Genomic DNA, 14,938 nt, shown 5'->3' with positions numbered 1-14,938 from the left:
AGGCAATTTCCTTGGCCATTTTATTAGCGCTTAGTTTGAGCGTGGTGTGAAGGTTTGGGTACTGCGGTCTTCTTCTGCAACCGCTTCGATCTTCTCACCATTTGCAGCCAGATCACGAACATAATCGATAAAGGTCTCTGTGTAGAGCTTCAGCGTGTTTTCGTACTTTGACTTATCAGCAGAGACTTTTCCAAAAGTAATATAGCCATCCTTGCCACCAGCAATGTAATCGTTGGTAACGACGATCAACTCTCTGTCGTCGCTCAGTTTAGACCAACTGCCGTCGCCTTTCGCTTTAACTTCGACATTGTGAACTCGTTGTCCCTCTGGGCGATTGAAATCAACGTCATAACGAATTCCCGCAGCGTAAGGGTAGGCTCCGTCAGAGCCTTTCGCACTATTTTCGACATATTCGGCGTAGGCTTTGTCCACCGCTTCATTGAGCACTTTCTTAACTTGTGCTCCTGTCATTTGCAGATTGACCATAGTGTTGCTAAATGGGAGCACCTTTGTCGCTCCCGCAACAGTGAATTTGCCTTGAGTGATGTTTGCACGTGCACCACCACCGTTTTGAATCGCGACATCCGCACGTTTGGTTTGTGCTAGGAACGCTTGTGCAACTAGGTCTGCAACTTGAGAACCGTGAAGATTAGTATGCGTATCACAGCCATCTGCACCATTGTGTTTTTGCTGACCCGGAACGCGCTCGTAACAAAGTAGTTCTGAAGATTGTGCGATCTCTTGATCTTTCATCACATCAAGCTTTTGGGTAAACGCTGACAAAGTTTCTTGTGTCGCAGGGTCTGGTGTCACTTGAACAAGGTTAGGTTGTGCTTCCACATCGGCCAAAACGGCGGCCAGTTCTGCACCTTCTAGAGTCTGCTTTTTACCATTTTCGTCTTTGCGTTTGAACTCTGAACCAATCAATAGATGAGGCGTACCGTTACATGCCGCGACTTTGCCGTTGCCATCGAAAGAAACAGACAGTTCTCCAAGGATTTGCGAGTATTGCCAAGCTTGAGCGACACACACTTGATCGCCATCTTCGTTCTTCATCAGTGTTGGGTAAGCACCTTCACTCTTTAACCCTACAGCTTCGAAATCGCCCAGTAGGGTATGCGAGTCACCGCCGATGATCACATCAACGTCGGTCAGCGCTTGAGCGAGTTGTAGATCATTCGAGTATTGGTAGTGTGTCAACAAAACGATATTAGGAACACCTTTAGCAACCAACTCATCGATGTATTTTTGTGCCGTTTCAACTTCGTTCAAGAACTGAGTCGTTTCATCTGGATTTGATGAGTTCATGGTTTTGTCAGCAATATCAATACCAATGATACCGATTTGATGTTGACCGTATTGCTTTACAGTATATGGCTTGAAGTAGTCGTTGGCAGAGTTCATTGCAAGAGGTGAGACGCCTTGTTTCGGAATTACGTTAGCCGCTAGTACTTCAGTCTCTTTCGAACATTCACCTTCGTTCATCCAATCTAAGAATTGCGCTAATCCAGCATCTCCGTCATCAAACTCATGGTTGCCCAGTGCAAAAGCATCAAAGCAAGCATGATTCATCATTGCGGCATCCGCTTCTCCTTTGAATAGTGCATAGTACAGAGTGCCAGAGATGGCGTCACCAGCATGAAGCTTTAACACGTTCTCATTCGCTTTAGTGCGCTGATTTAGAGCAGTAACCAGTGATGGAAATCCACCCACTTCGGTGTATGTCGATTGACCTGCGAGTTTGAGCTTTTGTGTGGAGGGCTCCAAATGAGAGTGATGGTCGTTGATGTGTAAGATGGTTAGATCGAATGGTGCTAAATTCGACGTTTGCGTTGTACATCCTGAAGCAACCACTGCTGACAGGAGGGCTAGTGCGATTGGGCTATATTTCATCGTTCATCCCTATAAATGAGTGTATTGGAAGAAAACTTGATCTTTGGCTTACGATTATAGGAATTAAATGAAATACATCTTATCTTGCATGAAATTATGCGAATGATATCGTTTGGTTATGTTATAACGTATCAATATTCGTGACATTCATCATTATTGCGTTTCTCTGAGTCGCATCATTGGTTCGCGTAGTACGCGGCAATATCTTTTAAATCTTGCTCATTGAGTCGAGATAGCTGCGCGGCCATCATTTCAGCAAGTGGACCAGAACGATTACCACTTTTGTAATCCAGCATCGATTGATACAGATATTGTGCGTTTTGGCCGTTGAGGTTGGGATAACTCTTATTTACCGCAACGCCGGTTGCGCCATGGCAAAACACACAGCTTGGTGATTTGATCTTACCCTGCTCGGGATCGCCAAATTGAGTCGCATGTAAGTGAGAAGCAAAAAGCAGGGCAAATAAGGTAAGTACTGGCTTCATCGCGTGGAATTGAGTTGTTGAAATTAGCCTAAAGAATAAAGCTTCCCCTAAGGGGAAGCTCAATGGTCCAGAACAACAAATCGTGATGCGTTACAAGTACGCGCTGATTTTCTCGATCAAAGTATCGATATCTTGCTTGGTGATATCTTTGTGTGTCACGAAGCGGATCGGATTTCCGGGTGTAATGGTAATGCCGTCTTGGGCGAGTTGCTTGGCAATACCATGAATATCAACGCTCTCATCCAATTTCGCGAATACGATATTGGTCTGTACAAATTCAGTTGCCACAGTAAATCCATCCAACTTATTCAACTTTTCAGCTAGATGCTTTGCGTTTTGGTGGTCGACTTTCAATTGTTCTACTTGCTCTGTTAGTGCCAGTTTACCCGCAGCAGCAAGAATCCCGGCTTGACGCATACCACCGCCAACCATTTTACGCAGACGACGCGCTCTTTCGATAAAGGCTTTGTCACCAAGGAGTAAAGAGCCAATAGGGGCAGCGAGTCCTTTTGACAAACAAATTGTCATCGAGTCAAAGTATTGAGCGATCTCTTTAACATCAATCTCAAGTGCCACCGCTGCGTTGTAGACGCGTGCGCCATCAAGGTGAAGCAATAGGTCGTTTTGGTCAACAAACTCACGAGCTTGTTTAAGATACGCCATCGGTAACACTTTGCCATTGATGGTGTTTTCCAAGCTCAGCAGCTTCGTTCTGGCAAAGTGGGAGTCATCTGGCTTAATTGCGGCCTTAAGTTTGGCGAAGTCGAGTGTACCGTCTGGATTGTTTTCGATAGGCTGAGGTTGAATCGAGCCCAAAACCGCAGCGCCACCGGCTTCATATTTATAGTTGTGGGCTTGCTGACCGCACAAGTACTCATCACCGCGCTGACAATGTGCCATTAGCCCTAGCAAATTGGCTTGCGTACCAGAGGTTGTAAATAGCGCTGCTTCGAAACCATGACGCTGCGCGACCCATTGCTCAAGTTCATTGACGGTCGGGTCATCACCGTAGACGTCATCACCCACAGGGGCTTCTGCCATTGCTTTTCGCATCGCAACAGTTGGTTTAGTCACGGTATCTGAACGAAAATCCATTTTATTATCTCCTAGAGGTATCCACATAATTTCGCTTTGCTAAGACACGCTATGGTTTTCGCATCGCTCACTTCGCCACGAATGATCTTTTGTTCTAATTCTTCAATGGTTAGGGTAATGACTTCGATTACTTCATCGTCATCACATTCGTATCGGCAGGTTTTGTCCAACTCCTTTGCGACAAACAGGTACTGTATCTCGTCACAAAATCCAGCCAAAGGGGTCACTTGGCCGAGCGAGATCATTTGTTTTGCGCTGTATCCCGTCTCTTCTTCTAACTCTCTTCTGGCACACTCTTCGATCTCTTCCGCGTTTTCAATGGTGCCTGCTGGAAGCTCTAATAACCACTTCTTTAGCGAAGGACGAAACTGATTGATAAGAATGATATGACCATCTTGAGTTATCGGTAAGATCACCGTCGCTCCGGGGTGAACAATCGTTGTGTGTTGAATATTTTTGCCATTTGGGAGGGTGACGGACTCTTCGACCAAAGAGATTCGTTTCCAGCTATGGAGGGTTTTACTTGTTTCGGAAGGTATCATGATTATTTTCTTTACAACTAACGCTGACGTTACCTTATCCGCTTCTTCTCTCGAATGAAAGAATTAACCTGTTATCGTTTGCGTCTCGCTGAAGCATTTTTGCGACTCAAGCTACATTAATGCAAACATTGATTTCAATGGCTTACAGACAACCCTGATTTGATATAAAGATTTGCCCTATCTACAAAATGCACTTGTAACAAAGTGATAACAAATGTATAAACTTATACATAAGTCTGCTCATAATCAGAGGTAAGCATGATAAACCCAACAAGAGCCTCCCACTCACAAAAAGCATTACTCTCTGAAAGGATCAATAAGCTAGCTCAAGCCTTATCTGACGGGGTATACGAGCGAGAAGAAACTATTAAACTTTGCCTGTTAGCCGCCCTGTCTGGGGAGAGCGTTTTCCTACTTGGCCCCCCTGGTATTGCAAAAAGTTTAATCGCCAAGCGCCTGATCCAGGCATTTGACAATTCCTCTTATTTCGAATACCTGATGACTCGCTTCTCAACACCTGAAGAAGTGTTTGGTCCGCTTAGTATCCAAGAATTGAAAGATAACGGCCGCTACGTCCGTCTAACGGAAGGGTATTTGCCAACCGCACAAGTCGTCTTCCTCGATGAAATTTGGAAGGCTGGACCTGCGATACTCAACACGCTTCTCACTGTGGTGAATGAAAAAACCTTTAAAAACGGCAATGAAATTGAGCGCGTCCCGATGCGCTTGTTGGTTTCTGCATCTAACGAGTTGCCAGATGAAGACAGCGGTTTGGAAGCGCTCTATGACCGAATGCTGGTGCGTGTGTTTGTCAATCGTATTCAAAATAAGCAGAATTTTAAGTCTATGCTCACTGTGGGAACGCCACAAGAAGCAAAACTCCCTGAGGGTTTGGCCATTACGGATGAAGAGTATCACCAGTGGCAATCACAGCTAGATACGCTAGAGCTATCTGATTCTGTGTTTGAAAAACTCTACGAACTCAAAACCATGTTGGAAAACGCAGCGCAAGAGTCAACGGGCGTCGACATTGCTGATACCGACATGTATGTCTCTGACCGTCGCTGGAAGAAAGCCGTCCGATTGCTGAAAGCGAGCGCATTTTTCAATGGCCGTGATGAAATCAACCCGCTCGATCTGTTACTGCTACAAGACTGTTTGTGGAACAGTCCAGATTCACGTGAGGTGGTTCGTAAGGTCATCAAAGAGTTTGCCTTGATGCGAGCGTTTGATCAGCAAGACGTTGAGCAGCAAATTACCCTGTGCCGTGAAGAACTTGCAGAGATTCAAGAAGAACTCGAATCTGAGTTTGGCGTGATGCTTTCAATGGAATCAACAACGGGTCTACTCAAGAAGCAGATCCACAGCTACGACATCTCCGATGCGAAAAGCTATCAGGTGGGCAGCGCTTACGACCTCGTTAAATTGGTCTTACTCCAAAGTAACATGTCAGTCACTGAGTCTGAAAAAGGTGACAGTCGCTGGGTATACGTCCCTAAGAACGAACTAGAGCGAGTGATCAAAGAAGGTCACGGTGACGTTTATGGATACGTGAACACCAATACAAATCTGGTTAGATTGCGTTTTGATGTCGATGGTGCGAACAACTTGGTGATCAAAGACATCGCTAATCGTGCCGTCTTAGTTTCCATCGTGACCAACAAAGGCCTAGATCAAACGCTTTATCAAGAGTGGTTTGCGAAAGCTGAGAAAGCAATGGCGCAGCTAGAACATGCTGAACACCACTTGCTGAGAGTGCGTTCGAATTTCCACGGAGCCTTGCCACATAGCTTTGTCGAACAAGAAATTCCAAGGGCAATGGAAGCGAGCTTACAACACCTTCAACAAGTACTGGAATCGACCAAAACCGAGTGTGAACGTACGGTTTTCCGTTTCAAGACCTTAAATCAATTCTTTGAATAGGAGAAATGAATGTTAGGCGCAGATGGATTAAACCTCGCACTGATGATTGCCGACTCTGGCATCATAGACACGGCTGTGAACGACTTAATGGCTCGCTCTCAGATGATGGCGGTAGCGGAAAACCGCGGCGTTAAGTCCTCGGTAAAAAACCATCTATTGAAATGGCGTGGAAGCGTTAAGAAGCGCATAACTAAGGTGTGTGAGACGGAACGTTTTCAACAAGAACTCGCGCTCTACCAAGAGGTGATCTATTGGGATGAAGCGCAGTTTTTTGAGCAGATACCAGAAGTCATCAAAAAGCTAGAATGGCACTCTGCGTTTTACTTGCAGGCACGTCGCTTAATGGAGAAGAACAAAGGGGTAAACAACCCAATGTTCCCGCACTATTTCTGTGATCAATGGTATGAGAGCCTTTCCGACGCCATTCGACAAGCGCAATTGACCGAGCTTGAAGCCAACAAAGAGAAAGTGCTCAAAGATCTTTACCAACGCATGGAAACCATGAAGAACATGGATAAAGTGACGGAAGAGGGAGATGAAGGCAGTGTTGGCCGTCTGTGGGACATGGCGTCTGCTCGATTGAGCAAAACTGATCTTACCGTAATGAAGCGCCATGCAGAGTTTTTGAAAAAGAACCAAGGCCTTCAAGAGATCGCAGAGAAGCTTGGCCGAATGGCGAGCCAAGTTGACGACCCTGATTTGAACAAAGCGCCTTTGGAAGAGCCTCAAATTGTTGAAGAAAAATCTGACAAAGCCACCGACGATATCGTTGGTATTCATGAAGGCGACGATCTCAATAAGCTGTTACCCAACGAAACCATGTTCTTGGCGTATCCTGAACTCGAAGTGGTGTTCTACAAGCACCTAGTTGATAAGCGTCTCATGAACTACAAAATGCAAGGTAAGTCCCGCACTTTGCGCAAAGTACGCGCGCAAAAGCCAGACAATGCCCAAGTTGATGTAGAGAAAGGGCCATTTATCATTTGTGTCGATGCATCTGGTTCAATGAGTGGCTTTCCTGAGCAGTGTGCCAAAGCGATGGCGTATGCGCTGATGCAAATAGCGCTGGCTGAAGATCGTGACTGTTATGTCATTCTCTTTTCTTCAGAGCAAATTACCTATGAGCTGACGAAGCAAGATGGCTTAAGAGAAGCGAGTGATTTTCTCACCTACAGCTTTCACGGTGGGACAGATTTAGAGCCCGTGCTTATGAAGTCAATCGACTTAATGACCGGAGACAAATACCGAAACGCGGATATGGTGGTGATCTCGGACTTTATTGCGCCTAAACAGTCAGAAGAGATGATCGCCAAGGTTGATGAACTGAAAGAGCATAAAAACCGCTTTCATGCGATCAGCCTGTCTAAATATGGCAATCCTGAGTTAATGACAATGTTCGATCACTGCTGGTCTTATCATCCCAACCTGATGGGACGAATCATGAAAAAATGGTAGTGGAAAGACAAAGAAAAGGAGCTCAGTGAGCTCCTTTGTTTTAGATAGCCAATGGCATTTGATCATTAGATTGGTCGTGTTTACGGTAAACGCGAATAAGACCAATCAGCGCGAGTAATGACATGATCAACATCAATGCACCTAAAGGCATCTGATTGGTGGTTGGAATCATGGATGCTCCTAACGTTGCTAAGCCAGCACCGAGGTTTTGCATGCCACCAAGAACCGCACCGCCAGTCCCTGCATGATAGGGCAGTGGAGAGAGCGCACCTGTCGTGGCCGCAGGGAAAAGAATGCCCGCACCCAAGAAATAAATGGTTGCTCCGCCGACTAATGTCAACGCTGTAGTTTGCCCCATCAAACCAGGAATCAATACAATCAAAGAGCCAGCCATAATGGCAAACAAACCGAACATCAGCGCACTTTTTTCGTTCTTCTTCGCAGCAATAATGCTTGAAAGTGCGGCACCGACCAAGTAACCCGGAATTGGCATTACAAATAGTAAACTGACGGTGGTTGCCGGAAGTTGTAACACCCCACCGAGCAGCACACCTGCCGCCGCTTCAAAAATAGCGACACCAGAAAACGTTGCCACCAAGCAAATTAGGTAGCCTTGGAAGCGTCGGTCCGACAATACGTAGCGATAGCTGTCGGTGACTTTCTCATAGCGACGTTTCTCTTTTGGCAGTGTTTCCATAAAGCTTGTCATCATGGTAATAACGACCGCGATACCAAATAGCGCGAGGAACATGTAGCTAGAACGCCAACCGAACACTTCTGTGAGATAGCCTCCTAGAACAGGTGCGATAAGAGGCGAAAAAATCACACACATGCTGATTAAGCTATTGACCTTATGGAGCTCTGCGCCCGAGAACACGTCTCTCGTTAAGGTGCGTGACATAGCGCCACCACAGCCTATACCAAGACCTTGAATAAAGCTTCCCGCTAAGAACCATTCATATTGATGGGCAAACAACGCCATGATTGTACCTAGGATATAAATCACCAATCCAACAATGATGATGGGTTTACGGCCTAAGCGATCGGAAAGAGGCCCATAAATGAATTGAGAAAAACCATAGGGGATTAAGTAACAAGCCATGACCGCCTGCAATGCTGCCGGTGAGACTAAGAACTCATTCGCCATGTGACCGATTGACGCTACGTACATGGTTTGAGTCATTTGGCCAACAGCGGTCAAAATCGCAATTAAAAACGTGAGTTTAATAACTTGTGAAGACGCGGACATTTCCTATTTTACCTAAATTCAAAACGCAAGAAACCAATAGCTTTGCCGTAGCTAAGCTAATTTAAATAACGAGAAAGGGAACTTTCAGGCGCGAGATATTAGAGCGAGTTAGAAGAGCGAGCAACGAAAAAGTGTGATCTTAAGCAAGATAAAAATCTATGATTTGGATTAGAAAATCTAATCCAAATTATAATCTATGAAAACAAGAATTTTTATGCGATGGGTAAGTTTGTTAGGCAAGAACGGCATAGGCAAGAATCGTTACTCTGTAGTGAGCTTGTATCGCGTCTTTCCAAACTAAAGCACCAACATGTGGCCTTGCCTTCACTAAGATCGCAGCTTGCTGGTTTACCGCATTGAGGACACTGATGGGTTGATGTCTTGCCACGTAAACGCTCCATTACAGACTCTCTTTGCTCATCGGTCATCATTCGCCACGTTGCGATCTCTTCAACAGTGCGATGACACCCAAGGCATATTCCACCTTCATTTTTACATGCAGCGATACACGGTGTTTTCACAAACTTATTCCAACAATGATTTAGAGCCGATGACTATAAAGGTTTTAGCAGAGAACCACCATAGTAAAGAACACACACAAATTTCTTGCTATTAATTGCAAATGACAATCATTATCATTATCATAGTTTGCAGTTGAATAAAAAATAATGTTTACAATGATTCCTTCTCTTGCTGCCGGAGTCTTTATTGCCGCGTTGGGTAAGAAGATCCATTTACAAAACGTTGAACTGCTGGTCTGGCTTATCTGGTTAGTCGTGCTCGAAACATGGCTTTCACACGGTGCAGTCTCGTTACTTATCGCACTTTTTGTGTTGGCTCCCTTCATCATTAAATGCAAGCCTTATGCAAAACCACTGTTCCGCGCTGCTATCGTTGCCAGTTCTCTAATGATTTATTTGAACTTTGGTGGTTGGTAGAGCATGGAGCTATCTTGCTTCATAAAAATATTGCTCGCGATAAGGCTACCAATACAAATCAGCGACAGAGCCACCCAACCAAGAAGTGAAGGCTGCTCATTGAAGATTGGGATGGCTAAAAATGTCGCTATTGCTGGCGTTGCTGCGCCAAATGCAGCTGTTCTTTCTGCGCCCAGAACGGAAATAGCATGTAGATAAGTAAAGGCGGCAATCACGCCTGCACCAATCCCTTGTAGCATGATGTGACCAATTAGTTCTTTCCATGGCCATTCATTTACCGCTGTGGTGGCTAAGTGGCTAGGCAACCAGCCAAGATGAATCGAAAGTGCGAGTGTGAATGTCGAGAGGAGTGATATAAAGCCCGCCGTTACCAACGGATTTAGGCTCGATACGCGAGCACAAATAGTGAACATTGCCCACATGATACTTCCCGTTAGGAACAGCAGATGCCCTTGCATACGCTCACCGTTGAGCTCCATCAAGTTGTGCGACATAAAAGCGGCAATACCAATGATGACCAATACCAAACCAGCAATCCGATGCTGGCTTAACGGCTGCTTAAACAGTAAAACAGCAATCCCAGAGACAAATAGGGGCAGTGTGCCTGGTATCAAGGCGCTGCCATCAGAAACCGGTGCAAACTGCATCCCTGAGCCTGCAACTAGCAAATAAGGCAGACCGCAGCCAATGAACATGCCAAGTAAATAGCGTGGCGGAACTGCTTTAATGCTCAGCCGAGATCGAATCACGAGTGGAAGTAAAATCAGACAAGGGATGACGAAGCGTGTCAAAGCGATATCAGCGGTGGTGAGATCGGAATGCGCGCCGCTTCTCAGCGATAGAAAAAAACCAGACCAGAGCAGTAACGTGGCAATCATTGCCAAATATCCTGAAATCATAATGATGTTATCAAGTTGTATTTGTTTGCGTTAATTATGAGTCGTAACCGTTGGCGTTATATGGCAAACTTCGCTAAGTTTTTCTCATTGCTTGGTGGAACGCATCAAATCTATCGTAATAATTGATAGAAAAAGTTAAGGATAAGTATGGATAGAATTGATAAGCATATTCTGTCGCTACTGCAGAAGGATGCAAGGTTATCCACTGCGGACATTGCGGATAGGGTTGGACTTTCGGCTTCACCGTGTGCGCGGCGAATCAAAAAATTGGAAGAAGAAGGTGTGATCGCAGGATACCAAGCCAAATTGAGCAAACCTGCGATTGGAGTCGGGATGACGGTTTTTGTTGAAGTGAGTTTAAACAACCACCAAGCCGCGTCTATTGATGCATTTGAACAGGCGATTTTGGAAATGGGCGAGGTGACAAACTGCCACGTTGTGTCAGGTGCCTATGACTACTTGTTGGAGGTTGTTAGCCAAGATCTCACCGGATATGAATCGTTTACTCGAAAGTTACAGAGGTTGGATAATGTCAAAGACATTCATACCCACCTTGCAATCCGTCAAGTGAAAGAGTCGAGTGAGCTGCCTGTTTTCACTTAACGGTTTGTTTGCCAGACTCTTTTTGATAATCAACATCTTCATATTGAGAAAGCGTCGAGTCGCAGTAGACAGAAACCCGATTTCGACCAAGCGATTTGGCTTGATACAAGGCTAAATCGGCACGCTTGATCCAAGCTTGGCTTGTTTCAAAGGGTACCGATTCAGCGACGCCACAACTGAGCGTGACTTTAACATCATGTGGGTAGGCTTGCTCTGAGATATTCCTTCCGATCAGATTCATAATCGTTTCTACCGCATACTTATCGACACCGTGAAACAGCAACAAAAACTCGTCTCCTCCGACTCTAAAGAGCAAGTCATTCGCTCTGGTGTTACTGTTGATGGTTGCAACCGCTTGTTTGAGGACCGTGTCGCCCATGTCATGCCCATAGTTGTCATTAATGGTCTTAAAATTATCGACATCGATCATCACAATGGTTGAGTAGCCATACTGCTCAATGGCTCTGTCGAGGTAACTATGCAGTTGATGGCGATTTAATGCCCCCGTCATCGCGTCTCTTTCTAGCAGGTGTCTTAGTTCACTTTGCAATTTATGCACTTCCTTGACCACCACATGGACAATCGTAAGGGTTGCAACAAGGGAAAACGTGTATCGAGCGGTCACTTCCGGATCTTGCTGAGGGTAAATCGCAGCGGTCACACCGATAATGATGAGCACGTTTGACAAAAGAGCCGCTCGCTCTGAAAACAAGAAGACAATTGCTATCACGATAGGGAACACCCAGTAGGTCGCGAGTGTACCGAAAATGTCAATTGCCATAATGATTGAGGTGCCGAGCAATGTCAGTGGGATCAAATTGCCGATTACTCGTTGTTCATTGTAAATGATGGCAGCGACTTCAAGCAGTAAGGTGATTTCGAAAGCAAGTAGGACGATGGCAAGGACAGTTTCACCAATGAGGATGTTTTTAACCGCTAGCGGAACAAAAATAACCAGCGTGATGATGGCGATAAGTTTGAGGACACGCTTCTTTTGGTTGACGTCTAGAATGGTATCGTCTGAGTGGAGTTCAAAACTTGTCTTTTTAACCATCCGACCCCTTTGCACTGGTTAATCAAAGTAGCTTTTGCGCGACGAAAAGCTACTAAGACGCGTTGTTTCACTTATTACAACTTTAGACCAATGCCCGGATAGTTCAATTCAGATGAGGTTATTCAGGTTTAGTGATGCTGCCCAGTTCAAGCACTGGCGCCACTTCAATATCTTCAGCGTTCATCATAGATGAAATACGTTGTACCGACGATAGCAGCAGAGATTGCTCCCACTCTTCGAGCCTTTGAAACTTATTGATGAAATTCTGTTGCAGAGGCATAGGAGCTTGGCTTAGCACCTCTAAACCTTTATCAGTGATGTACGCATGAACTTTACGTTTGTCTTGATTACTGCGCACACGCTTAACAAGCTCGTTTCTTTCTAAGCGGTCAAGGATTGTGGTCGCAGTTGCTTGACTCATATTGGTGTGATTCGACAACTCGCGTATGGTCACTTCACCTAACTCTTTGATTGAACGCATTAGAATCAACTGAGGGCCTGTTAAACCAGACTCTTTGCTCAAGCGTTTGGAGTGTAAATCGATCGCGCGAATTATTTGGCGAATTGAAACGAGGACTTCTTCGTGCTTTTCCAATGTTCATCCTTAGTCAGCAAGCGTTTTAAGGCGTGAAAATACATGATATTGACGCCTAATTGAAGAGCAAAAATAAATAACAAGCTCATTTAGAGATGCGGGTTGTTTAATTATGTTAGAAGACGGGTGAATAATTGCACATCTAATGTTTAGAATTCAAAGTTAATGGCGCTTTGAGTTGAGCGCGATCACAGTTAATTTTTAAACAAAACAGCCTTTTTGTGGTGGATTTGTGAGCGGTTAAGCGCGTTTTACTGGCAACTTACACTGGAAGGCGTACAATAATGCCGGTTCGATCAAGTCTTGAAATAAGATAAAATTACTTTCATCACTAATGAATTTTAGTTTTAGACTTTGATTAGGGAAAGATAATTATCGAGAGAGGAAAAATGACGAAAGGTATCGATAAGTACAGTATCGACAGTACCGATTACACCATCGGTCAAGATAACGTACAAAAGTGGGGGTTCGATGTTCATAACCCTGTCTTTGGAGTCAGTGCAGGATTTATCGCCCTGTTCCTAATTGGCGCTCTAGTTATGGATGCGGAAACGGCTAAATCCGCGTTAGATGGCCTGAAGTGGCAGATCATTGGAAGCTTCGATTGGCTGTTTATCTGGTCTGGCAACATCTTTGTTGTCTTCTGCTTAGCGCTTATCGTATCGCCTTTGGGTAAAATTCGCCTTGGCGGTCAAGATGCTACCGCAGATTACTCATTCATCTCTTGGCTCTCTATGCTTTTTGCCGCCGGTATGGGTATCGGCTTGATGTTCTGGAGTGTGGCTGAACCTGTCGCTTACTTTACTGGTTGGTATGAGACTCCGCTCGGCGTTGAAGCCAATACCGCAGAAGCGGCGAAACTGGCCATGGGCGCCACGATGTTCCACTGGGGTCTTCACCCGTGGGCTATTTACGGTGTTGTAGCGCTATCGCTCGCGTTTTTTGCATACAACAAAGGCTTGCCTCTATCTATCCGTTCCATTTTCTATCCGCTACTAGGCGATCGCGCTTGGGGCTGGGCTGGGCACATCGTTGATATCTTGGCTGTTGTAGCAACCCTGTTTGGTCTTGCGACGTCTCTAGGTTTAGGCGCGCAACAAGCGGCGAGTGGTATTCAACATGTGTTTGGCATCGATGCAGGCTTAGGTTTGCAAGTGGTTGTGATTACTGTCGTAACTTTACTTGCGGTAGTCTCTGTTATTCGTGGTATTGATGGTGGCGTTAAGGTCATCAGTAACATCAACATGGTGGTCGCATTCGTTCTGCTGATCCTAGTTGCGTTGATTGGTTACGCTGTGACTTTTGGTAATATCGGCACTACCTTAATGGCGTATGTTGAAAACATCATTCCTTTGAGTAACCCGCACGGTCGTGAAGATGAAGCATGGTTCCAAGGTTGGACTGTGTTCTACTGGGCATGGTGGATTTCATGGTCACCATTCGTAGGTATGTTCATTGCGCGCGTATCGAGAGGTCGAACAGTCAGAGAGTTTATGACTGCAGTACTGCTAGTCCCAACGGCAGTGACGCTTCTTTGGATGTCGGTGTTTGGCGGTATTGCGATTGATCAGGTCGTTAATAATATTGGTGAGCTGGGTGCAAACGGTCTGACTGACGTTTCTCTGGCGATGTTCCAAATGTTCGATGTTCTGCCAATGGGCACCTTGCTCTCTGTTATTGCTGTTGTATTGGTACTGGTGTTCTTTATTACCTCTTCGGATTCAGGTTCACTGGTTATCGATAGCATTACCGCAGGTGGTAAAGTCGATGCACCTGTCCTACAACGTGTTTTCTGGGCGTTTATGGAAGGGGCTATTGCGGTTGCTCTACTTTGGATTGGTGGTACAGAAGCGATTCAAGCGCTACAAGCAGGTGCTATCTCTACCGCACTGCCGTTTACCATCGTCTTGTTACTGATGTGTGTCAGCTTACTAATGGGCATGCGCACAGAGAAGTACCAAAATTAAGGTTACGTTTGTTGATTAAAAGGGCGCTCGGCGCCCTTTTTTTGTACCTGCTCTCGAATAAAAGTGAGTTTTGTGATCTGAGCAAGTTCGGTGGCAAAGCTCCACTGTGTATCTACTCAATAAGTTAAAATAACCTTTTTGTTATTAACGAAATTTCATCGAGTTTTTCTCCAAAATTCATAAAGTTCGTCACTATTAGCTGCTACATTTTTATTTATTAAAACTATCAAATTTATAAAA

General features: G+C 45.2%; 14 protein-coding genes. 5 read left to right on the top strand and 9 right to left on the bottom strand.

Annotation, left to right across the window (positions count from 1 at the left end):
- Positions 1-30: 30 nt before the first annotated feature.
- The 4 genes from OH458_RS15170 to OH458_RS15155 form a co-directional block, all read right to left on the bottom strand.
- On the bottom strand, positions 31-1,893 hold the full coding sequence (locus tag OH458_RS15170) for a 5'-nucleotidase C-terminal domain-containing protein (RefSeq protein WP_269978942.1): 1,863 nt from the start codon (positions 1,891-1,893) through the stop codon (positions 31-33).
- A 176-nt stretch (positions 1,894-2,069) separates the two neighbouring features.
- Positions 2,070-2,378 (bottom strand): c-type cytochrome, encoded by a 309-nt coding sequence (locus OH458_RS15165; RefSeq protein ID WP_269978941.1) that lies wholly within the window; start codon positions 2,376-2,378, stop codon positions 2,070-2,072.
- Positions 2,379-2,468: 90 nt separating this feature from the next.
- The gene (ltaE, locus tag OH458_RS15160; protein WP_269978940.1) at positions 2,469-3,473 is read right to left on the bottom strand and encodes a low-specificity L-threonine aldolase; all 1,005 of its coding nucleotides are present in this window, start codon (positions 3,471-3,473) and stop codon (positions 2,469-2,471) included.
- Between the two features lie 11 nt (positions 3,474-3,484).
- Positions 3,485-4,015, bottom strand: a complete 531-nt coding sequence (locus OH458_RS15155; RefSeq protein ID WP_269978939.1) for an NUDIX hydrolase — start codon at positions 4,013-4,015, stop codon at positions 3,485-3,487.
- Positions 4,016-4,273: 258 nt separating this feature from the next.
- On the opposite strand from OH458_RS15155, the gene OH458_RS15150 reads away from it, so the two are divergent.
- Entirely contained in the window at positions 4,274-5,938 is a 1,665-nt protein-coding gene (locus tag OH458_RS15150; RefSeq protein ID WP_269978938.1) for an ATPase RavA domain-containing protein, read from the top strand.
- 9 nt (positions 5,939-5,947) lie between these two features.
- Positions 5,948-7,393, top strand: coding sequence for an ATPase RavA stimulator ViaA (gene viaA / locus OH458_RS15145; protein WP_005472173.1), 1,446 nt, complete (start codon positions 5,948-5,950; stop codon positions 7,391-7,393).
- Positions 7,394-7,433: 40 nt separating this feature from the next.
- Here the strand turns inward: viaA and emrD are convergent, their stop codons facing one another.
- The gene (gene emrD / locus OH458_RS15140; RefSeq protein WP_269978937.1) at positions 7,434-8,642 is read right to left on the bottom strand and encodes a multidrug efflux MFS transporter EmrD; all 1,209 of its coding nucleotides are present in this window, start codon (positions 8,640-8,642) and stop codon (positions 7,434-7,436) included.
- Between the two features lie 212 nt (positions 8,643-8,854).
- Complete coding sequence (locus OH458_RS15135; protein ID WP_269978936.1) at positions 8,855-9,163, bottom strand: cysteine-rich CWC family protein; 309 nt, start codon at positions 9,161-9,163, stop codon at positions 8,855-8,857.
- Positions 9,164-9,310: 147 nt separating this feature from the next.
- Here OH458_RS15135 and OH458_RS15130 point away from each other — a divergent pair, with 147 nt between their 5' ends.
- Entirely contained in the window at positions 9,311-9,580 is a 270-nt protein-coding gene (locus OH458_RS15130) for a hypothetical protein (protein WP_269978935.1), read from the top strand.
- Here the strand turns inward: OH458_RS15130 and OH458_RS15125 are convergent.
- A complete protein-coding gene (locus tag OH458_RS15125; RefSeq protein WP_005472271.1) occupies positions 9,556-10,479 on the bottom strand; it encodes a DMT family transporter in 924 nt (307 codons plus the stop codon). The two genes, OH458_RS15130 and OH458_RS15125, sit on opposite strands and share 25 nt — an antisense overlap.
- 147 nt (positions 10,480-10,626) lie before the next feature.
- Here OH458_RS15125 and OH458_RS15120 point away from each other — a divergent pair, with 147 nt between their 5' ends.
- On the top strand, positions 10,627-11,082 hold the full coding sequence (locus OH458_RS15120; protein ID WP_038137243.1) for an Lrp/AsnC family transcriptional regulator: 456 nt from the start codon (positions 10,627-10,629) through the stop codon (positions 11,080-11,082).
- Here the strand turns inward: OH458_RS15120 and OH458_RS15115 are convergent.
- Both OH458_RS15115 and OH458_RS15110 read right to left on the bottom strand, forming a co-directional pair.
- On the bottom strand, positions 11,075-12,136 hold the full coding sequence (locus OH458_RS15115) for a GGDEF domain-containing protein (protein ID WP_269978934.1): 1,062 nt from the start codon (positions 12,134-12,136) through the stop codon (positions 11,075-11,077). The two genes, OH458_RS15120 and OH458_RS15115, sit on opposite strands and share 8 nt — an antisense overlap.
- 118 nt (positions 12,137-12,254) lie before the next feature.
- On the bottom strand, positions 12,255-12,731 hold the full coding sequence (locus OH458_RS15110) for a MarR family winged helix-turn-helix transcriptional regulator (protein WP_038137240.1): 477 nt from the start codon (positions 12,729-12,731) through the stop codon (positions 12,255-12,257).
- A gap of 389 nt (positions 12,732-13,120) precedes the next feature.
- Here OH458_RS15110 and OH458_RS15105 point away from each other — a divergent pair, with 389 nt between their 5' ends.
- Complete coding sequence (locus tag OH458_RS15105; RefSeq protein ID WP_269978933.1) at positions 13,121-14,698, top strand: BCCT family transporter; 1,578 nt, start codon at positions 13,121-13,123, stop codon at positions 14,696-14,698.
- Positions 14,699-14,938 lie beyond the last annotated feature (240 nt).

This window comes from Vibrio sp. MarTm2, assembly GCF_027587055.1.
GTDB classification, from domain to species: domain Bacteria; phylum Pseudomonadota; class Gammaproteobacteria; order Enterobacterales; family Vibrionaceae; genus Vibrio; species Vibrio sinaloensis_D.
Note: the sequence above shows the minus strand (reverse complement) of the source record. Positions and strands in the feature narration are given on the sequence as shown.